General features: G+C 66.0%; 14 protein-coding genes. 12 read left to right on the plus strand and 2 right to left on the minus strand.

What is annotated here, in order from left to right; all coding sequences use genetic code 11:
* Positions 1-74: 74 nt before the first annotated feature.
* From ABGV18_RS07735 to ABGV18_RS07745, 3 genes are all read left to right on the plus strand, one after another.
* Positions 75-1,460: a ribulose-bisphosphate carboxylase gene (locus ABGV18_RS07735; protein ID WP_396585538.1), complete on the plus strand. Its 1,386-nt coding sequence runs from the start codon at positions 75-77 to the stop codon at positions 1,458-1,460.
* 154 nt (positions 1,461-1,614) lie between these two features.
* The gene (locus tag ABGV18_RS07740; protein ID WP_396585539.1) at positions 1,615-2,427 is read left to right on the plus strand and encodes a CbbQ/NirQ/NorQ/GpvN family protein; all 813 of its coding nucleotides are present in this window, start codon (positions 1,615-1,617) and stop codon (positions 2,425-2,427) included.
* 16 nt (positions 2,428-2,443) lie between these two features.
* Positions 2,444-4,705, plus strand: coding sequence for a nitric oxide reductase activation protein NorD (locus ABGV18_RS07745; protein WP_396585540.1), 2,262 nt, complete (start codon positions 2,444-2,446; stop codon positions 4,703-4,705).
* A 240-nt stretch (positions 4,706-4,945) separates the two neighbouring features.
* On the opposite strand, the gene ABGV18_RS07750 is transcribed toward ABGV18_RS07745, so the two are convergent.
* Together ABGV18_RS07750 and ABGV18_RS07755 are read right to left on the minus strand one after the other, a co-directional pair.
* The gene (locus tag ABGV18_RS07750; protein WP_396585541.1) at positions 4,946-5,848 is read right to left on the minus strand and encodes a rhodanese-like domain-containing protein; all 903 of its coding nucleotides are present in this window, start codon (positions 5,846-5,848) and stop codon (positions 4,946-4,948) included.
* 82 nt (positions 5,849-5,930) lie between these two features.
* Positions 5,931-6,452, minus strand: coding sequence for a zinc ribbon-containing protein (locus tag ABGV18_RS07755; RefSeq protein ID WP_396585542.1), 522 nt, complete (start codon positions 6,450-6,452; stop codon positions 5,931-5,933).
* 179 nt (positions 6,453-6,631) lie between these two features.
* On the opposite strand from ABGV18_RS07755, the gene leuS reads away from it, so the two are divergent.
* The 9 genes from leuS (at position 6,632) to rng (ending at position 16,090) form a co-directional block, all read left to right on the plus strand.
* Entirely contained in the window at positions 6,632-9,106 is a 2,475-nt protein-coding gene (gene leuS / locus ABGV18_RS07760) for a leucine--tRNA ligase (protein WP_396585543.1), read from the plus strand.
* A complete protein-coding gene (locus ABGV18_RS07765) occupies positions 9,106-9,693 on the plus strand; it encodes an LPS-assembly lipoprotein LptE (protein ID WP_396585544.1) in 588 nt (195 codons plus the stop codon). The genes leuS and ABGV18_RS07765 overlap by 1 nt, the downstream gene beginning before the upstream one ends.
* A 6-nt stretch (positions 9,694-9,699) precedes the next feature.
* Positions 9,700-10,725: a DNA polymerase III subunit delta gene (holA, locus tag ABGV18_RS07770; RefSeq protein ID WP_396585545.1), complete on the plus strand. Its 1,026-nt coding sequence runs from the start codon at positions 9,700-9,702 to the stop codon at positions 10,723-10,725.
* A 124-nt stretch (positions 10,726-10,849) separates the two neighbouring features.
* Positions 10,850-12,118 (plus strand): glutamate-5-semialdehyde dehydrogenase, encoded by a 1,269-nt coding sequence (locus ABGV18_RS07775; RefSeq protein ID WP_396585546.1) that lies wholly within the window; start codon positions 10,850-10,852, stop codon positions 12,116-12,118.
* Positions 12,119-12,276: 158 nt separating this feature from the next.
* Positions 12,277-12,882: a nicotinate-nucleotide adenylyltransferase gene (gene nadD, locus ABGV18_RS07780; RefSeq protein WP_396585547.1), complete on the plus strand. Its 606-nt coding sequence runs from the start codon at positions 12,277-12,279 to the stop codon at positions 12,880-12,882.
* Positions 12,883-12,996: 114 nt separating this feature from the next.
* Positions 12,997-13,401, plus strand: coding sequence for a ribosome silencing factor (gene rsfS / locus ABGV18_RS07785; protein WP_396585548.1), 405 nt, complete (start codon positions 12,997-12,999; stop codon positions 13,399-13,401).
* 3 nt (positions 13,402-13,404) lie between these two features.
* The gene (gene rlmH / locus ABGV18_RS07790; RefSeq protein ID WP_396585549.1) at positions 13,405-13,875 is read left to right on the plus strand and encodes a 23S rRNA (pseudouridine(1915)-N(3))-methyltransferase RlmH; all 471 of its coding nucleotides are present in this window, start codon (positions 13,405-13,407) and stop codon (positions 13,873-13,875) included.
* Positions 13,876-13,949: 74 nt separating this feature from the next.
* The gene (locus ABGV18_RS07795) at positions 13,950-14,606 is read left to right on the plus strand and encodes a Maf family nucleotide pyrophosphatase (protein ID WP_396585550.1); all 657 of its coding nucleotides are present in this window, start codon (positions 13,950-13,952) and stop codon (positions 14,604-14,606) included.
* On the plus strand, positions 14,603-16,090 hold the full coding sequence (rng, locus tag ABGV18_RS07800) for a ribonuclease G (protein WP_396585551.1): 1,488 nt from the start codon (positions 14,603-14,605) through the stop codon (positions 16,088-16,090). Before ABGV18_RS07795 ends, rng begins: the two co-directional genes overlap by 4 nt.
* Positions 16,091-16,178 lie beyond the last annotated feature (88 nt).

Here is a 16,178-nt window from a genome sequence, read left to right on the forward strand (position 1 = left end):
ATTATGGTGTTTTTCGTTACGCATACCTGGCGGCCGATACGCGGCCGCTCCTTGATGCCACTCCGGAGGACACCATGGCTCACGATCAATCCAGCCGTTACGCCGATCTCACGTTGAAGGAAGAGGACCTGATTGCCGCAGGCAAGCACATCCTCGTCGCCTACCAGATGAAGCCGCAGCCCGGTTACGGCTACCTGGCGACCGCCGCCCACTTCGCGGCCGAGTCGTCCACCGGCACCAACGTCGAGGTGTCCACCACCGACGACTTCACCAAGGGCGTCGACGCACTCGTCTACCACATCGACGAGGCCAACGAGGACATGCGGATCGCCTATCCGCTGGAGCTGTTCGACCGCAACATGACCGATGGCCGGATGATGCTGGTCTCCTTCCTGACCCTGGCCATCGGCAACAACCAGGGTATGGGTGACGTCGCGCACGCCAAGATGATCGACTTCCACGTGCCCAAGCGCGCCATCGAACTGTTCGACGGCCCGGCCAAGGACATCTCCGACCTGTGGCGCATCCTCGACCGTCCGGTGGTCGACGGCGGTTACATTGCCGGCACCATCATCAAGCCCAAGCTGGGCCTGCGCCCCGAGCCGTTCGCCCAGGCGGCCTACGAGTTCTGGCTCGGCGGTGACTTCATCAAGAACGACGAGCCGCAGGGCAACCAGGTCTTCGCGCCGCTGAAGAAGGTCATGCCGCTGGTGGCCGACGCCATGAAGCGCGCCCAGGACGAGACCGGCGAGGCCAAGCTGTTCTCCGCTAACATCACCGCCGACGACCACTTCGAGATGTGCGCCCGCGCCGATTTCATTCTCGAGACCTTCGGCGAAGATGCCGACAAGGTGGCCTTCCTGGTCGACGGCTACGTCGGCGGCCCGGGCATGATCACCACCGCCCGTCGCCAGTACCCGGACCAGTACCTGCATTACCACCGTGCCGGTCACGGCGCCGTGACCTCGCCGAGTGCCAAGCGCGGTTACAGCGCCTTCGTCCTGGCCAAGATGTCCCGTCTGCAGGGTGCCTCCGGCATCCACGTGGGCACCATGGGCTACGGCAAGATGGAAGGCGGCAAGGACGACCGTGACATCGCCTACATGATCGAGCGCGATTCCGTCGACGGCCCGGTCTACCACCAGGAGTGGTACGGCATGAAGCCCACCACGCCGATCATCTCCGGCGGCATGAACGCGCTGCGTCTGCCGGGCTTCTTCGAGAACCTGGGCCACGCCAACGTGATCAACACCGCCGGCGGTGGCGCCTACGGCCACATCGACTCCCCGGCTGCCGGCGCGATCTCCCTGCGCCAGGCCTACGAGTGCTGGAAGGCCGGGGCCGACCCGATTGAGTTCGCCAAGGAGCACAAGGAATTTGCCCGGGCGTTCGAGTCCTTCCCGCACGACGCCGATGCCATCTTCCCGAGCTGGCGGGAAAAGCTGGGCGTGCACAAGTAAGTGCCGCCCGCTTGGCCGGGACATTTCCGGCCATTGCAATACTCCCTTTGGCCGCTCGGCGACGAGCGGCTCTTTCTTTCCGCCCATTCCCGAGCGTTTCGTCAGGAAACGCTGCGGAATGGATGGAACGCATTTCTTGCAGGCAGGCCAGTCAATGAACGAACGATTCGAGATCGAGCAGTACCTCGTCAGCGAGGAACCCTTCTACCAGGCGCAGGGCCACGAGGTATCCGCCTACGAGACCGCCTACTCGGCCCGCATGCCGGTGATGGTCAAGGGCCCGACCGGCTGCGGGAAGTCGCGGTTCATCGAGTACATGGCCTGGAAGCTGGGCAAGCCGCTGATCACGGTGGCCTGCAACGAGGACATGACCGCCGCCGACCTGGTGGGGCGTTTTCTGCTCGATGCCGATGGCACCCGCTGGGTGGACGGCCCCCTGACCCAGGCCGCGCGCTTCGGGGCGATCTGCTATCTCGACGAGGTCGTCGAGGCCCGCCAGGACACAACGGTGGTCATCCACCCGCTGACCGACCACCGTCGCAACCTGCCGCTGGACAAGAAGGGCGAGCTGCTCGCGGCGCATCCGGATTTCCAGTTGGTGATCTCCTACAACCCCGGTTACCAGAGCCTGATGAAGGACCTCAAGCAGTCCACCAAGCAGCGCTTCGCCGGGTTCGAGTTCGACTACCCGGACGCCGGGGTGGAGCGGGGGATCATCGTCGGCGAGACCGGCCTGGACGAAGGCACGGCCGACAAGCTGGTGCAGGTCGCCGAGACGGCACGCAACCTCAAGGGGCACGGCCTGGCCGAGGGCATTTCCACCCGGCTGCTGGTCTACGCGGCGACCCTGATCGGCAAGGGCATGGAGCCGGCAGAGGCGGCCCGCATGGCCATGGTCGTGCCGCTGACCGACGACGCCGATATCCGGGATACCCTGCACCACGCCATCGACTCTGTCTTCGGTTGAGCCGGGGTTGCCGCGTATGCCCTTCGAGTCGACCCGCGAGGAATACCGCGACCGCTTCACGTGCGGTTTCGACCAGGCGCGGAGTATCTTCGATCCCTGCCTGAGCAATGCCCTGGAGAAGCTGGGCTCGAACAAGGCAATGGACGACTTTCTCCAGGGCGCCAACCTGCTCTGCATGATGGGGCAGGGGGTCGAGCCGGTGCTCGTGTACCTGGAAGAGGCCCCGGACACCGCCGCACTGGTGGGCGAGGCCATGATCGATGAGCTGGCCTACTACGCCTACAAGCTGGCCACCTCCACCAATGCCCCGGCGGTGGTGCCGTTCCTGCAGTCCATGCTGCCCGTGGCCCGACGACTGGAATGCGGGGAGGCCATGCAGGGCTTCCTCGATCTCGGCCTGGAGGTCATGCGTGAGACCACGCCGTCGATCCATGGCCACCACGCCATCCATCCCAGCCCGGCGCTGGATCGCTTCTTCGAGACCGCGCCCCGCGTGTTGGCCTTGCTCAACCTGGCCGGTCTGACCAACTGGGCCCGGTTCGGTGCCCGGGTGCATGCAAGCGATCCCGATGCCCTGAAGGCCTACTTCAGCCTCGAGTCGGCCGACAGCCGCAGCGTGCTCCAGCGCGAGTGCCACGGGACGTTGCTGACCGACAACGAGCGCCGGCTGGGCTACTACCTGCAGGCCCTGTGGGGGGATGACGAGCCCCTGGTGCCGTACCCGACCTTCGAGGCGGAGATCCCGCAGCGACCGTACTTTGACGAGCACGGGCTGCGTGTTCCCGATCTCTTCGATGATCGCGGTGATATCCCGGGCATCGATCGCTACCGGGCGCTGCTGGCTCACATGATGGCTCACCGGCAGTGGAGCGAGACGATCGTCGCCGACAATTACAGCCCGATGCAGCGCCTGGCCATGGAGGTCTTCGAGGACGCCCGGGTGGAATATCTGGCGATGGCGCGTTACCCGGGGCTGCGCCGGCTATTCCGCGCTCTGCATCCCCGGGTGGCGGAGGGGGACTGCGATCCGGCACGCCAGTCGTGCGTGAACCACCGGCTGATGATGCTCTCCCGCGCGCTGCTCGATCCCGGCGGCCACGGGTACGCGGACGCGGTCATCGACGCGTTCGCCGCGCGGTTCCATGAGCGCATGGCGCGGGGCGAAACCGGCACTCGGGATGCCGTCGCGCTGGGGATGGCCTTCATGGCCCGCAGCCGGCGGCCGTCGGATTCCTTCGCCGAGGTGTGGTTTCCGCCCGAACGGGTCGAGTTCCGGGACGATAACCGCCACCTGTGGCGTTTCATCGAGGAGGGCGACGAGGAAGAGCTGTTCGATCGCCATGCGGCTCGCGCCGAGGACGACGAACCCGGGCGCGACTATGCCCTGCCGCCGCGACTCTACCCCGAGTGGGATGTCGAGGCCCGGCTCTACCGTCCCGACTGGGTCAGCGTGTTCGACAGCCTGCACCCGTCCGGTCGGGCCGCCCATGTCGACGGGTTGCTGGAAAAGCACCAGGGACTGGTCAAGCAACTTCGGCAGGTGGCCGACCTGTTAAAGCCCCAGAACCGCGAACGCATCCGTTACCAGGAAGAGGGGGGCGAGCTGGACCTGGACGTGGCCATCCGGGCCATGATCGACCGCCGCAGTGGGGTCGAGCCCGACCCCCGCGTCAACATGAGTCACCGTCCCGCCGAGCGCGACATCAGCGTCTCGCTACTGGTGGACCTGTCCGCTTCCATCGCCGAGCGTCCCGAGGGCTCGAGCCAGACCATCCTCGAGCTCAGCCAGACCGCGGTCTCTCTGCTGGGCCAGGCGGTGGAGGCGCTCGGGGATCCGTTCGCGATCGCCGGCTTTGATTCGAACACCCGCCACGAGGTGCGCTACCGGCATATCAAGGGCTTCGATGAGCCCTGGGGGACGGAGGTCAAGGCCCGCCTGGCGGGCATGGAGGCCGGGATGTCCACCCGCATGGGGGCGGCCCTCCGACACGCCGGTCATTTCCTCTCCCACCGTCGTAGTGACAAGAAGCTGCTGCTGGTGCTCACGGATGGCGAGCCCCACGACGTGGATGTGCGTGATCCACGGCGCCTGATCGCCGATGCCCGCGAGGCGGTCAAGTCGCTGGATGCCGACGGCATCTTCACCTGGTGCATCAGCCTCGACCCGCGCGCGGACGAGTACGTGGCCGACATCTTCGGTCAACACTACACCGTGGTTGATCGGGTCGAGCGCCTGCCCGAGGCATTGCCGCGGTTGTTCATGCAGATCACCGGCTGACCGGCGGGCGACCGGGGCGCGTGCCCCGGCCGAGGGGTGATGTCGTGAGCTGCGGTTGGCACGATGCGCGGCCCCGTCGGGGGCACCCGGCTGCCAAGGCGATCTCGGTGTGAGTGGGTGCGGCTAGTTGAAGCTGGCCCTTCCTCTAGCCGTGGGTGACCTCCTTCCTGGAGGCCTGTCCACGATGGTTCAACCGACGTTGACTCGTAGGGCGCCGAAGGAATGGTCGTTCTGAACGCGTTAGTTGTTGGGTGAGGTCAGGGGGAGTTCGCGGACGTTCCACTCGCGCAGCCCGGCATCGTGCACCCGCATGTTGCGATAGCCGAGGCTGTAGAACATCGCGTAGTCGATGGCCGCACCGGTGCCGCCCAGGCAGGTGATCAGCATCGGGGTCGACGGGTCGATGTCGTGCTTGACGAAGAAGGGGGCGAGATCGGTGCGTTCGGTGTAGATCCTCCCGTCCTCGGCGGTGCGAAGAAAATCCGCCCACGGCTGGCTGATGGTGTCCGGAATGCGTCCGTGGCGAGGATTGGCTGGGAACTTGTCCTCACCGGCAAAGTGCGACGAGGGTCGGCCGTCGATGACGGGATAGTGGTCGCGGATGGCTTCGAGTTCCGCGGTCGATATCTCCAGCGCGGGCAGGGGGCGGGCGACGAAATCACCCGATTCGGTTGTGCTGCCCTGGTCCGATATCGGGCCATCGATCTGTTGCCAACCGTACCAGCCGCCATCCAGCATCCCGACGTTGGTGTGCCCCAGGTAGTGCAGTAGCCAGAAGAGGTAATAGGCGCCCAGCACTTCGTCGCGATCGTTGCCCTTGTAGTAGATCACCACGCCATCGCCGTCGTTCACGCCCAGTTGACGAAAGCGGGTCTCCAGCGTTTCTGCAGGGAGCCTGGTCAACGTGCCTTCGTCGTTCTGTTCACGCCAGACCGATTTCGAGGTGAACGTCGCCCCCGGGATGTGCCCGTCGAAGATGAAGGACGACTGGTTCGACATTTCGATGATCGACAGGCGCGACGCGTCCAGTCGTTCGGCCAACCAGCCGGGCTCGACCAGTGGTGGGACGCTGAGTGCCAGCGCCATGCGGGCCGGCAGGGCAAGCACGGACAGGGTGAGCAGAATGACGAGGACCGGTTTCATCGCCGTCTTCTCCATGCCGTTGGATCAAGGGTTTCGTCTTGTCCCGATGACCACGGAACAAGACGGTGTGCAACGGACGGCGTCAGGCGCGACGGAAGGAGTGACCGCGGCACTCGGGACAGGCGGGAAGCGGGCCGAAGGTGTCGTGGTGCAGGATGGCCCCGCAGTCGACACACTGGAGTCGCTTGGGACTGGTGGCGTGGCCGGTGGTCCATTCGCGTGGCTGGCTGCGCTCGGCCTCGTTGCGGATCTGCTCGAGGGTCACGTCGGTATGATCGGCGATCGACAGCAGCTTGGCGCCGATGTCGCCGGCCCAGTGACGCAGGGTGTCCCGAATGCTTTCGCCCTCGGTGGCGAGGCTTTCGCGGGTGTGTTCCAGGTCGTCCTTGACCGCCTCGACGATCTCGTGGCGGAAATCGGGTGTGTCGAGCCCCGCCGCTTCCTCGTCGGCCAGCTGAGCGATGCGGGCCCGGTCGGCGGGGCGGTTCTCGGGCTCGTCGAGCAGACGGGCGTAGATTCGCTCGAGCAGCTGGTAGTAGCCGTGCCGCAGGGCGTCAAAGGTCTCGCTGTGTTCGTGCTCGTGCTCGTGCTGGTTGTCGGTCATTCGCTCTGGCCTCCGTCGTGCCGGCTGGATGGGCCACGCCCCGGTCGGCGTCATGCGCGCCGAGTCGTGCAGGGGGTGGCTCCTTTCGGTATTCTAGTCGCCTTTATCGTGGCCGATTCCAGGCCGTCTTGCCAGTCGGGCAATTAACACGCACGCAGCCAAGGTAGACCCCCTAGTTCATGCACGAGCAATACAACCCCGCGAAGATCGAGGACGAGGCGCAACGCTTCTGGGAAAAGACGCAGGCGTTTCACGTCCGCGAGGATCCCACCCGCGAGAAGTTCTACTGCCTGTCGATGTTCCCTTACCCCTCGGGCCGACTGCACATGGGGCACGTGCGCAACTACACCATCGGGGATGTGATCAGCCGCTACCAGCGCATGCTGGGCAAGAACGTCCTCCAGCCGATGGGCTGGGATGCCTTCGGCCTGCCGGCCGAAAACGCCGCGCTGAAGAACAAGGCCGCCCCGGCGCGCTGGACCTTCGAGAACATCGACTACATGCGCGGCCAGCTCCAGCGTCTGGGCTTCGCCTACGACTGGAACCGCGAGCTGGCCACCTGCGACCCGGACTACTACCGCTGGGAGCAGTGGCTGTTCACCCGCCTGGTGAAAAAGGGGCTCGCCTACAAGAAGACCGCGGTGGTCAATTGGGACCCGGTCGACCAGACGGTGTTGGCCAACGAGCAGGTCATCGATGGCTGCGGCTGGCGCTCGGGCGCGCCGGTCGAGCGCCGCGAGATCCCGCAGTGGTTCATCCGCATCACCGATTACGCCGACCAGCTGCTCGAGGATTTGGACAAGCTCGACCAGTGGCCGGAGCAGGTGCGCACCATGCAGGCCAACTGGATCGGCCGCTCGCGCGGGGTGCAACTGGATTTTGCCGTCGAGAATGGTGAGCCGCTGACCGTCTTTACCACCCGCCCGGACACGCTCTACGGCGTGACCTACCTCGCGGTGGCCGCCGACCACCCGCTGGCGGTGGCTGCCGCCGAGAAGGATACGCAGGTGGCCACGTTCCGCGAGGAGTGCCGCCACACCAAGGTCGCCGAGGCCGACATGGCGACCATGGAAAAGAAGGGGCTGCCGCTGGGCGTGACCGCCACGCATCCACTGACCGGCGAGACGGTGCCGGTCTGGGTGGCCAACTTCGTGTTGATGGAATACGGCACCGGGGCGGTGATGTCCGTCCCGGCCCACGACGATCGCGACTGGGAGTTCGCCACCAAACACGACATTCCGGTCAGGCCCGTGATCAAAGGCAGCGAGCCCGAGCACGACTACGCAAACGGGGCGATGACCGAGAAGGGCAGCCTGATCGACTCGGGCGAGTTCAGCGGGCTTTCCAGCGATGAGGCCTTTGATCGCATCGTGGCCAGGCTCGCCGCCGACGGGCGTGGCGAGCAGACCATCAACTATCGCCTGCGCGACTGGGGCGTCTCGCGCCAGCGCTACTGGGGCTGCCCGATCCCGATCATCAACTGCAAGCACTGCGGTCCGGTGCCGGTGCCCGACGCGGACCTGCCGGTGGTGCTGCCCACCGACGTGGTGATGGACGGTCCGGGCTCGCCGATCAAGTCGGATCGCTCGTTCATCGACACCACCTGTCCCGAGTGTGGCGCGGCCGCCGAGCGCGAGACCGACACCTTCGACACCTTCTTCGAGTCGAGCTGGTACTACGCCCGTTTTGCCAGCGCGAACTCCAGTGAGGCGATGCTCGACGATCGTGCCGGTTACTGGCTGCCGGTCGACCAGTACGTCGGCGGTATCGAGCACGCCGTGCTGCACCTGCTCTACGCGCGCTTCTTCCACAAGCTGATGCGCGACGAGGGGCTGATCCCGGCCGACTGCCCCGAGCCGTTCACCCGCCTGCTCACCCAAGGCATGGTGAACAAGGACGGCGCGAAGATGAGCAAGTCCAAGGGCAACACCGTCGACCCGCAGGAGTTGATCGAGGAATACGGCGCGGACACCGTGCGCTTGTTCATGATGTTCGCCGCGCCGCCCGACCAGGGGCTGGAGTGGTCCGACTCGGGCGTCGAGGGCGCGTACCGTTTCCTCAAGCGCCTGTGGCGGCAGGTTGCCGAGCGCAAATTTGCCGGCATCGACCTGACCCGGCGGATCGACTCGGCCACTGAGCTGGCCGACAGCGACTCGGCGGCAAAGGGCCTGTACCGCAAGCTCCACGAGACTATCGGTCGGGTCACCGACGACATCGACAAGCGCCAGACCTTCAACACCGTGATCGCGGCGAACATGGAGTTGTTTAACGAACTGGCCCGGTTCGAGGCGACCGATGAGGTCGGCCAGGCGGTCGTCGCGGCCACCGTCCAGGACATGCTGCGCATGCTCGCGCCGATCGTGCCGCACATCACCCACGTGCTCTGGCATGAGGTGGGCGGTGAGGGCACCATTGCCGATGCGGCCTGGCCGAGCCAGGACGAGGCGGCGCTGGTGCGCGACGAGATCGAGATGGTGGTGCAGGTCAACGGCAAGCTGCGCGCAAAGATCAACGTGCCGGCCTCTGCCGACAAGGCGGCCATCGAGGCGCAGGCCCTGGCAAACGACGACGTGCAGCGCTTTATCGCCGAGGGCGAGATCAAGCGCGTGATCGTGGTTCCCAACAAACTGGTCAATATCGTGGTGGCGAAGTAATGGATACGACTCGCGCAAGGACGACCCGCTCGCACACCGGCATGCGTGCCGTTTCCCGTGCCTTCTTCCTGGGGCTGACCATGGCGGTGGCGGCGGTAACGCTGGTCACCTCGGGCTGCGGCTACCAGTTGCGTGGCGTGACCGAGGTCGATCCGACCTTCGAGCGCGTGCATGTCTCGGGGCTGTCGACATCGAGCCCGGTCTACCTCACGCTGGCGGCCGAAATCGACAAGTCGAAGGCCGTGCTGGTCGACGATCGGCGCGACGCCACGGCCCGGTTGGTGGTCGAGAGCGATTCGGTCGAGCAGCGCGCCTCGGTGGTCGACCCGAGCGCGGATGTGCGCCAGTACGAGTTGCTCCACGAACTGCGCTATCACATCGAGCTGCCTGACGGCTCACGCACGCCCAGTCGCGAGATCAGCCAGGCGCGCAACTACAACTACGATCCGACCGGGGTGCTGGCCTCGTCGAGCAACGAGGGGCAGATCCGTCGCGAGCTGGGTGAACTGGTGGGGCAGCTGTTGTTCTACCGAATGCTCGCACCGATCGATCCCGACACCCTGATCGCGCCCGCCGACGGTCGCTGAGGTCCAATGCTCGCCAAGCCGCAGGAATTCGAGCAACGTCTCGCCCGGGGCCTGGAATCCCTGTATGTCATCGGCGGCGATCAGCCGCTGCTTGTCCAGGAAGCGCGGGATGCCATTGTCGCGAAGGCCCGGGAGGCCGGTTGCGAGGAGCGATTGCGCTTCGAGGTGGACGGCAAGTTCGATTGGGGGGCACTGGAGAGCCAGGGGGCCAGTCTGTCGTTGTTTGCCAGCCGCCGGATCGTCGACCTGCGCATGCCGGGCGGCAAGCCGGGAAGGATTGGATCGAAGGCGTTGAGCACACTCGCCGACCGGGTCAAGGGTGGCGGTGAGTCCGACGTCTGGATCGTGAGTTTGCCGCGGCTGGACAACCAGCTGCAGAAAAGCGCCTGGTTCAAGGCCCTGGCCGGGGCGGGGCTCGCGGTGCGCTTCAACGACGTGCCGCTGGCGCAATTGCCCGTCTGGATCACCCGGCGGGCCGCCGCACAGGGCGTGCGCCTCGAACGCGACGCGGCCGAATTGATTGCCGGGCGCGTCGAGGGAAACCTGCTGGCCGCCGCCCAGGAGATCGAGAAACTGGCCTTGATGGACATCGAGGGGCCGGTGGATGCCGCCCGCGTCGCCCAGGGCTTGGCCAACCAGTCGCGAGTCGATACCTTCGCGTTGAGTGATGCGGTGCTCGATGCCGACCGCGAGCGCGGGCTGTACCTGCTCTCGCGGCTGCGGGCCGAGGGCACCGAGCCATTGTTGATCCTGTGGGTGATCGCCCGCGATCTGCGCGCACTCGTGGCGCTGGCGGGTAACGACCAGGCCGGTTTCAAGAAGACCCGGATTCCGGCCTTTCTTGCCCGGCGCTACCAGGCGCGCGCCCGGATGCTGCCGGCGGGCAACTGGCAGCGATTGCTCGCCGGGTGCGCGGAGGTCGATCGCTGCATCAAGGGCCTGGGTGAGGGCTGCACCACCGCGGATGGGGGCGGCCGCGTCTGGGCTCTGCTCGACCGGGTGATCTTGCACGCAACCCGCCCGGGGCGGTGAGCCCGGTGCAGAGCCGAGTGAGCGGCCCAATGAATAGCTCCGGGCCGAGCCTCGAGCCGTAACCGAATCCATGACGAGCGCGCACCGGCGTCTCGTCTCGAACCTGATCAGGAGATAGCGACCGATGGCCAACGACAACAGCGTCACCGAGACCATTCAGGCGATGGGGAAGGCGGCCCGGCGGGCGGCACGTGCGCTGTCCCGTGTCGACACGCAAAAGAAGAACGCTGCCTTGCTGGCCATCGCCGATCAGTTGGTTCAACACGCCGACACCCTGATCGCGGCCAACCAGAAGGATCTCGAGGCGGGCCGGGCCAACGGGCTCGACGAGGCGATGATCGACCGCCTGGCCTTCGATGTTGCCGGCATCGAGAAGATGGCCGAGGGCGTGCGCCAGATCGCCTCACTGCCGGACCCGGTCGGTGAGATCACCGACACCGTCTTCCGCCCGTCGGGCATCCAGGTCGGCCGGATGCGCGTGCCGCTGGGCGTGATCGGCATCATCTACGAGTCGCGGCCCAACGTGACCATCGACGCCGCCGCGCTGTGCCTGAAATCCGGCAACGCCACCATCCTGCGTGGCGGCTCCGAGGCAATCCACAGCAACCAGGCGCTGGCCGCCTGCATCCGCGACGGGCTCGAGGCCGCGGGGCTGCCGGCCGAGACCGTGCAGATCGTCGCGACCACCGACCGCGAGGCGGTCACCGCGATGCTCCACAGCCCGGAGGCGCTGGATGTGATCATCCCGCGCGGCGGCAAGGGGCTGGTGGCGCTGGTCTCGCGTGAGGCGCGCATGCCGGTGATCAAGCACCTCGACGGTGTTTGCCATGTCTACATTGATCGGGACGCCGATCTCGACAAGGCCAAGGCGATCGCGGTCAATGCCAAGACCCACCGCTACGGTGTATGCAACGCCATGGAGACGCTCTTGGTCGACCAGTCGGTGGCCGAAACGGTGTTGCCGGATCTGGCCAAGCGCTTCGGTGAGCTCGACGTCGAGCTGCGCGGCTGCGAGCGCTCGCGCGCCATCGTCCCCTCGATGACCGCCGCGACCGAGGCCGACTGGGGCGAGGAATACCTCGGCCCGATCCTCGCCGTGGCCGTCATCGACGGGCTGGATGCGGCGATCGAGCACATCGAGACCCATGGCTCGCACCACACCGATTCAATCGTCACCGAGAACTACAGCACCGCGCGGCGTTTCCTGCGCGAGGTGGACTCGGCCTCGGTGATGATCAATGCCTCGACCCGGTTCGCCGACGGCATGGAATACGGGCTGGGCGCCGAGATCGGTATTTCCACCGACAAGATCCACGCCCGCGGCCCGGTTGGACTCGAGGGACTGACCTCGCAGAAGTTCATCGTGTTGGGCAACGGCGAGACGCGGCATTGAGCACCACCCGACGTGTGTTCCGTTTTTCGAACCGTCGTGAGCGGCACGAGTGCAAGGAGCCGCGGAGTGAGCGACGAGACATATCGAGTAGATAGGCGAGAAGCGAGCGAGCACGTGACGCCGCAATCGTGCCACGCAAAAGGTTCGGGGAACGGAATATGATTGGGGTTTTTGGCGGCACCTTCGATCCGGTCCACATCGGTCACCTGCGTCTGGCCACCGAGGTGGCTGAGACACTGCGCCTGTCCCGGGTTCACCTGGTGCCGGCGGCCATTCCGCCGCACCGGGGCGAGCCGTTGCTTGATGCCGCCACGCGGCTGGACCTGGTGGCCCGCTCGATTGCCGATGAACCGCGGTTCGTGCTCGACGATCGCGAGCACCGACGGGCCGGGCCGTCCTACACGGCGGACACGCTGGCTGAATTCGCCGCCGAGTTCCCGGGCGAGCCGCGGGTTTTGATGATGGGCATGGATGCCTTCAATGGTCTGCCCGACTGGCACGAGGTCGACCGGATTCTCGATCTGGCGCACATCGCGGTCGCGACCCGACCGGGGTCGCAGGCCGAGGGGAGGGCCGCCGACTGGCTGGCCGAGCGTCGTGTCGACCCGGCCATGCTGGCCGATGCACCGGTCGGACGGATCGTGCCGGTGGCCATTACCCGGCTGGATATCTCGGCGACCACGTTGCGTGGATTCATCGATCAGGGCCGATCGCTACGCTACCTCGTGCCCGAGCCGGTGGTCCGTCATCTCAGCCGTGGTTGACCGCATCCCCGGTTGGGCCGACCATTGGCCCGTTTTCAACGCTGATTTCACCCCGATTTCATTCCGTTTCAACTTTATTGGTGGCCCGATGCCGCCAAGCAACAGGTTTCCTTCATGAGCGCGAATCAACCACCATCCACCCGTACCGAGCCCGTCGACCAGACCGCGGCGATGCCGGCCGACGAAATTCTTAAGCATGCCATCGAGGCACTCGAGGGCATCAAGGCCGTCGACCTCGTCACGCTCGACGTGCGCGAGCGCTGCAATTTCACCGATTACATGGTGTTTGCCTCCGGCACCTCCAATCGCCACCTCAAGGCAATGGCGCAGGAAGTGGTCAAGGCCCTCAAGGAACGAGGCATGCGCCCGATGAACGTCGAGGGCGACGACACGCCCCAGACCGAGTGGGTGCTGGTCGATTTCATCGACGTGATCGTCCACCTGATGATGCCCGAGACCCGCGCGCTCTATCAGATGGAAAAGCTCTGGTCCGCACCCGCGGCAGGCAGCTCCAGCTAAGCGGTGCGGATCGAGCTGATCACGGTCGGGCACAAGCTGCCCGACTGGGCCGAGGAGGGCACGCAGACCTATCTCAAGCGCCTGCCCGCCGGTTGCCCGGTGCGCCTGACCGAGATTCCGGCCGCCCCGCGCGGCAAGAACGCCGACATCGATCGCGTCAAGACCATGGAGGCCGAGCGGATCGAGCGTGCCATCCCGAACGGGGCGCGCGTCATCCTGTTCGACGAGCGCGGTCGCGACCGTGACACGCGCCAGTGGGCCGCCTCGCTGGGCGACTGGCTGGTCGACGGGCGCGACGTCGCGCTGGTGATCGGCGGGCCCGACGGCACGGCGAAATCCCTGCGTCAGCGCGCCGACGAGACCTGGCGGCTCTCGGCGTTGACGCTGCCGCACCCGCTGGTGCGTGTGCTGGTGGCCGAGCAGATCTATCGCGCCTGGTCGCTGCACCAGAACCATCCTTATCACCGCGAGTGAATGTCACCGCGAGTGAATGCCGGCCGTGCCCGGGGGCGGTCCCACGGACCGGATCGAGTCGTTAGAATGTCACGATGATTCGCGAATCCGACCCGCATCCCGCATTGTGGTTGGCCAGCGGCTCGCCGCGCCGACGGGAATTGCTCGAACAAGCGGGTTTCGTCGTTGCCGGGCGGGCGCGACCTGCCAGACCGGTAGACGAGACGCTCCGGCCCGGGGAGACGGCCGATGCGGCGGTTGTCCGTCTGGCGCGGAAGAAGCTTGACGCCGCGCTGGTGGCGCCGTCGCGGCCTGCCGAGGCCATATTGCTGGCCGCCGATACCCTGATCGTGGCGCCCGACGGACGCCCGCTGGGCAAGCCCGTCGATGCAAGCGATGCCGAGGCCATGTTGACCACCTTGAGTGGGCAGTGGCATCGGGTGATCACCGCGGTCGCGGTGGGAGATGGCCAGGACCAGCGCAACGCGATGATCAGTTCCCGGCTGCGATTTGCCCGCCTGTCGGCGGAGACCATCCGTGCCTACGTGGCAACCGGCGAGCCGCTGGACAAGGCGGGTGGTTATGGCCTGCAGGGACGGGGCGGCAGCTTCGTCGAGGCGATCGAGGGCGACCCCAGCGCGGTGATCGGGCTGCCCCTGGCCGCTACGTGCCGCTTGCTGGCGACGTTCGGCGTCCAGCCGGCCTGGATGGATCGGGACATTACGCAGAACGATAACGAGAGCCAGCCATGAGTGAAGAAGTCCTGATCAACATCACCCCGCAGGAGACCCGCATCGCGATGGTCGAGAACGGGGTGCTCCAGGAGATCAACATCGAGCGCTCCCGCTCGCGCGGGATGGTGGGCAACATCTACCGCGGTCGCGTGACTCGCGTACTGCCCGGCATGGAAGCGGCCTTCATCGACATCGGCGCGGAGCGCGCAGCCTTTCTGCACGTCTCGGACGTCGAGCTGAGCCTGGCTGCCGAGACCGCTACCGAACTCGAGTCGGCGACGCCTTCCATCGAGACGCTGCTGCGTACCGGCCAGAACCTGCTGGTGCAGGTGATCAAGGACCCGATCGGCACCAAGGGCGCGCGGCTGACCACCGAGATCACCATCCCGTCGCGTTACCTCGTCTACGTGCCCAATGGCCGCAATATCGGCGTATCCAGCCGCATCGAGGACAAGACCGAGCGTGACCGTCTCAAGACGGGTCTGGCCGAACTGATCCTCGAGGAGGAGGGGGCGCTTGAAGGGGTCGGTGGCCTGATCCTGCGCACCGCGGCCGAAGGCGTCGAGGGGGAGCAGTTGCGCCACGACTATCGATTCCTGCGACGGCTGTGGAGCAACCTGGCCGAGCGTCGTCAGCAGATGACCGATCCGGGCTTGGTGTACGAAGACCTGCCGCTGGCACTGCGGACCTTGCGGGACACGCTCGGGCAGTTCGTCGAGAAGATCCGCATCGACTCGCGCGAGACCTACCACCGCGCGATCGCCTTTGCCGAGGAGATGGTTCCGGACATCCTGTCGATCGTCGAGCACTACCCGGGCGAGCGGCCGATCTTCGAGTTGCACAACATCGAGGAAGAGATCCAGCGCGCGCTGGAGAAGCGGGTTGCGCTCAAGTCCGGCGGTTACATCGTCATCGATCAGACCGAGGCGATGACCACCATCGACGTCAACACCGGCGCCTTCGTCGGCCACAAGACGCTCGAGGAGACCATCTTCAAGACCAACCTCGAGGCGGCCGCCGCGATCGCTCGCCAATTGCGTCTGCGCAACCTCGGCGGGATCATCATCATCGACTTCATCGACATGGCCGAGCCGGAGCACCGGGTGCAGGTGCACCAGGCACTCAACCGGGCGCTCGAGCGTGACCATGCGCGCACCAAGGTCTGTGATGTATCGACGCTCGGCCTGGTGGAGATGACGCGCAAGCGCACCCGCGAATCACTCGAGCACGTGCTTTGCAATACCTGTCCGATCTGTGACGGGCGCGGCTCGGTAAAGACCGCCGAGACGGTCTGCTACGAGATCTTCCGCGAAGTCACCCGTGATGCGCGCCAGTATCGTCCCAAGTCTATGCTGGTGATCGCCAGTGCCTCGGTGATCGACCGATTGCGCGAGGAGGATTCCACGTCGCTGGCCGAGTTGCAGGAATTCATCGGTGTGCCCCTCAAGCTCCAGATCGACCTGCATTACCTGCCGGAGCAGTACGATATTGTTCTGATGTGATCGGGCGTGGACCCGGGTAGGACGGGCTGCATCCATGCGATAACGCTCCGCATGTCATGAGCTGGGCAGGGGCAAGGCGACCGCTCGC

The sequence above is a fragment of the Guyparkeria halopsychrophila genome (assembly GCF_044582135.1).
GTDB lineage: Bacteria > Pseudomonadota > Gammaproteobacteria > Halothiobacillales > Halothiobacillaceae > Guyparkeria.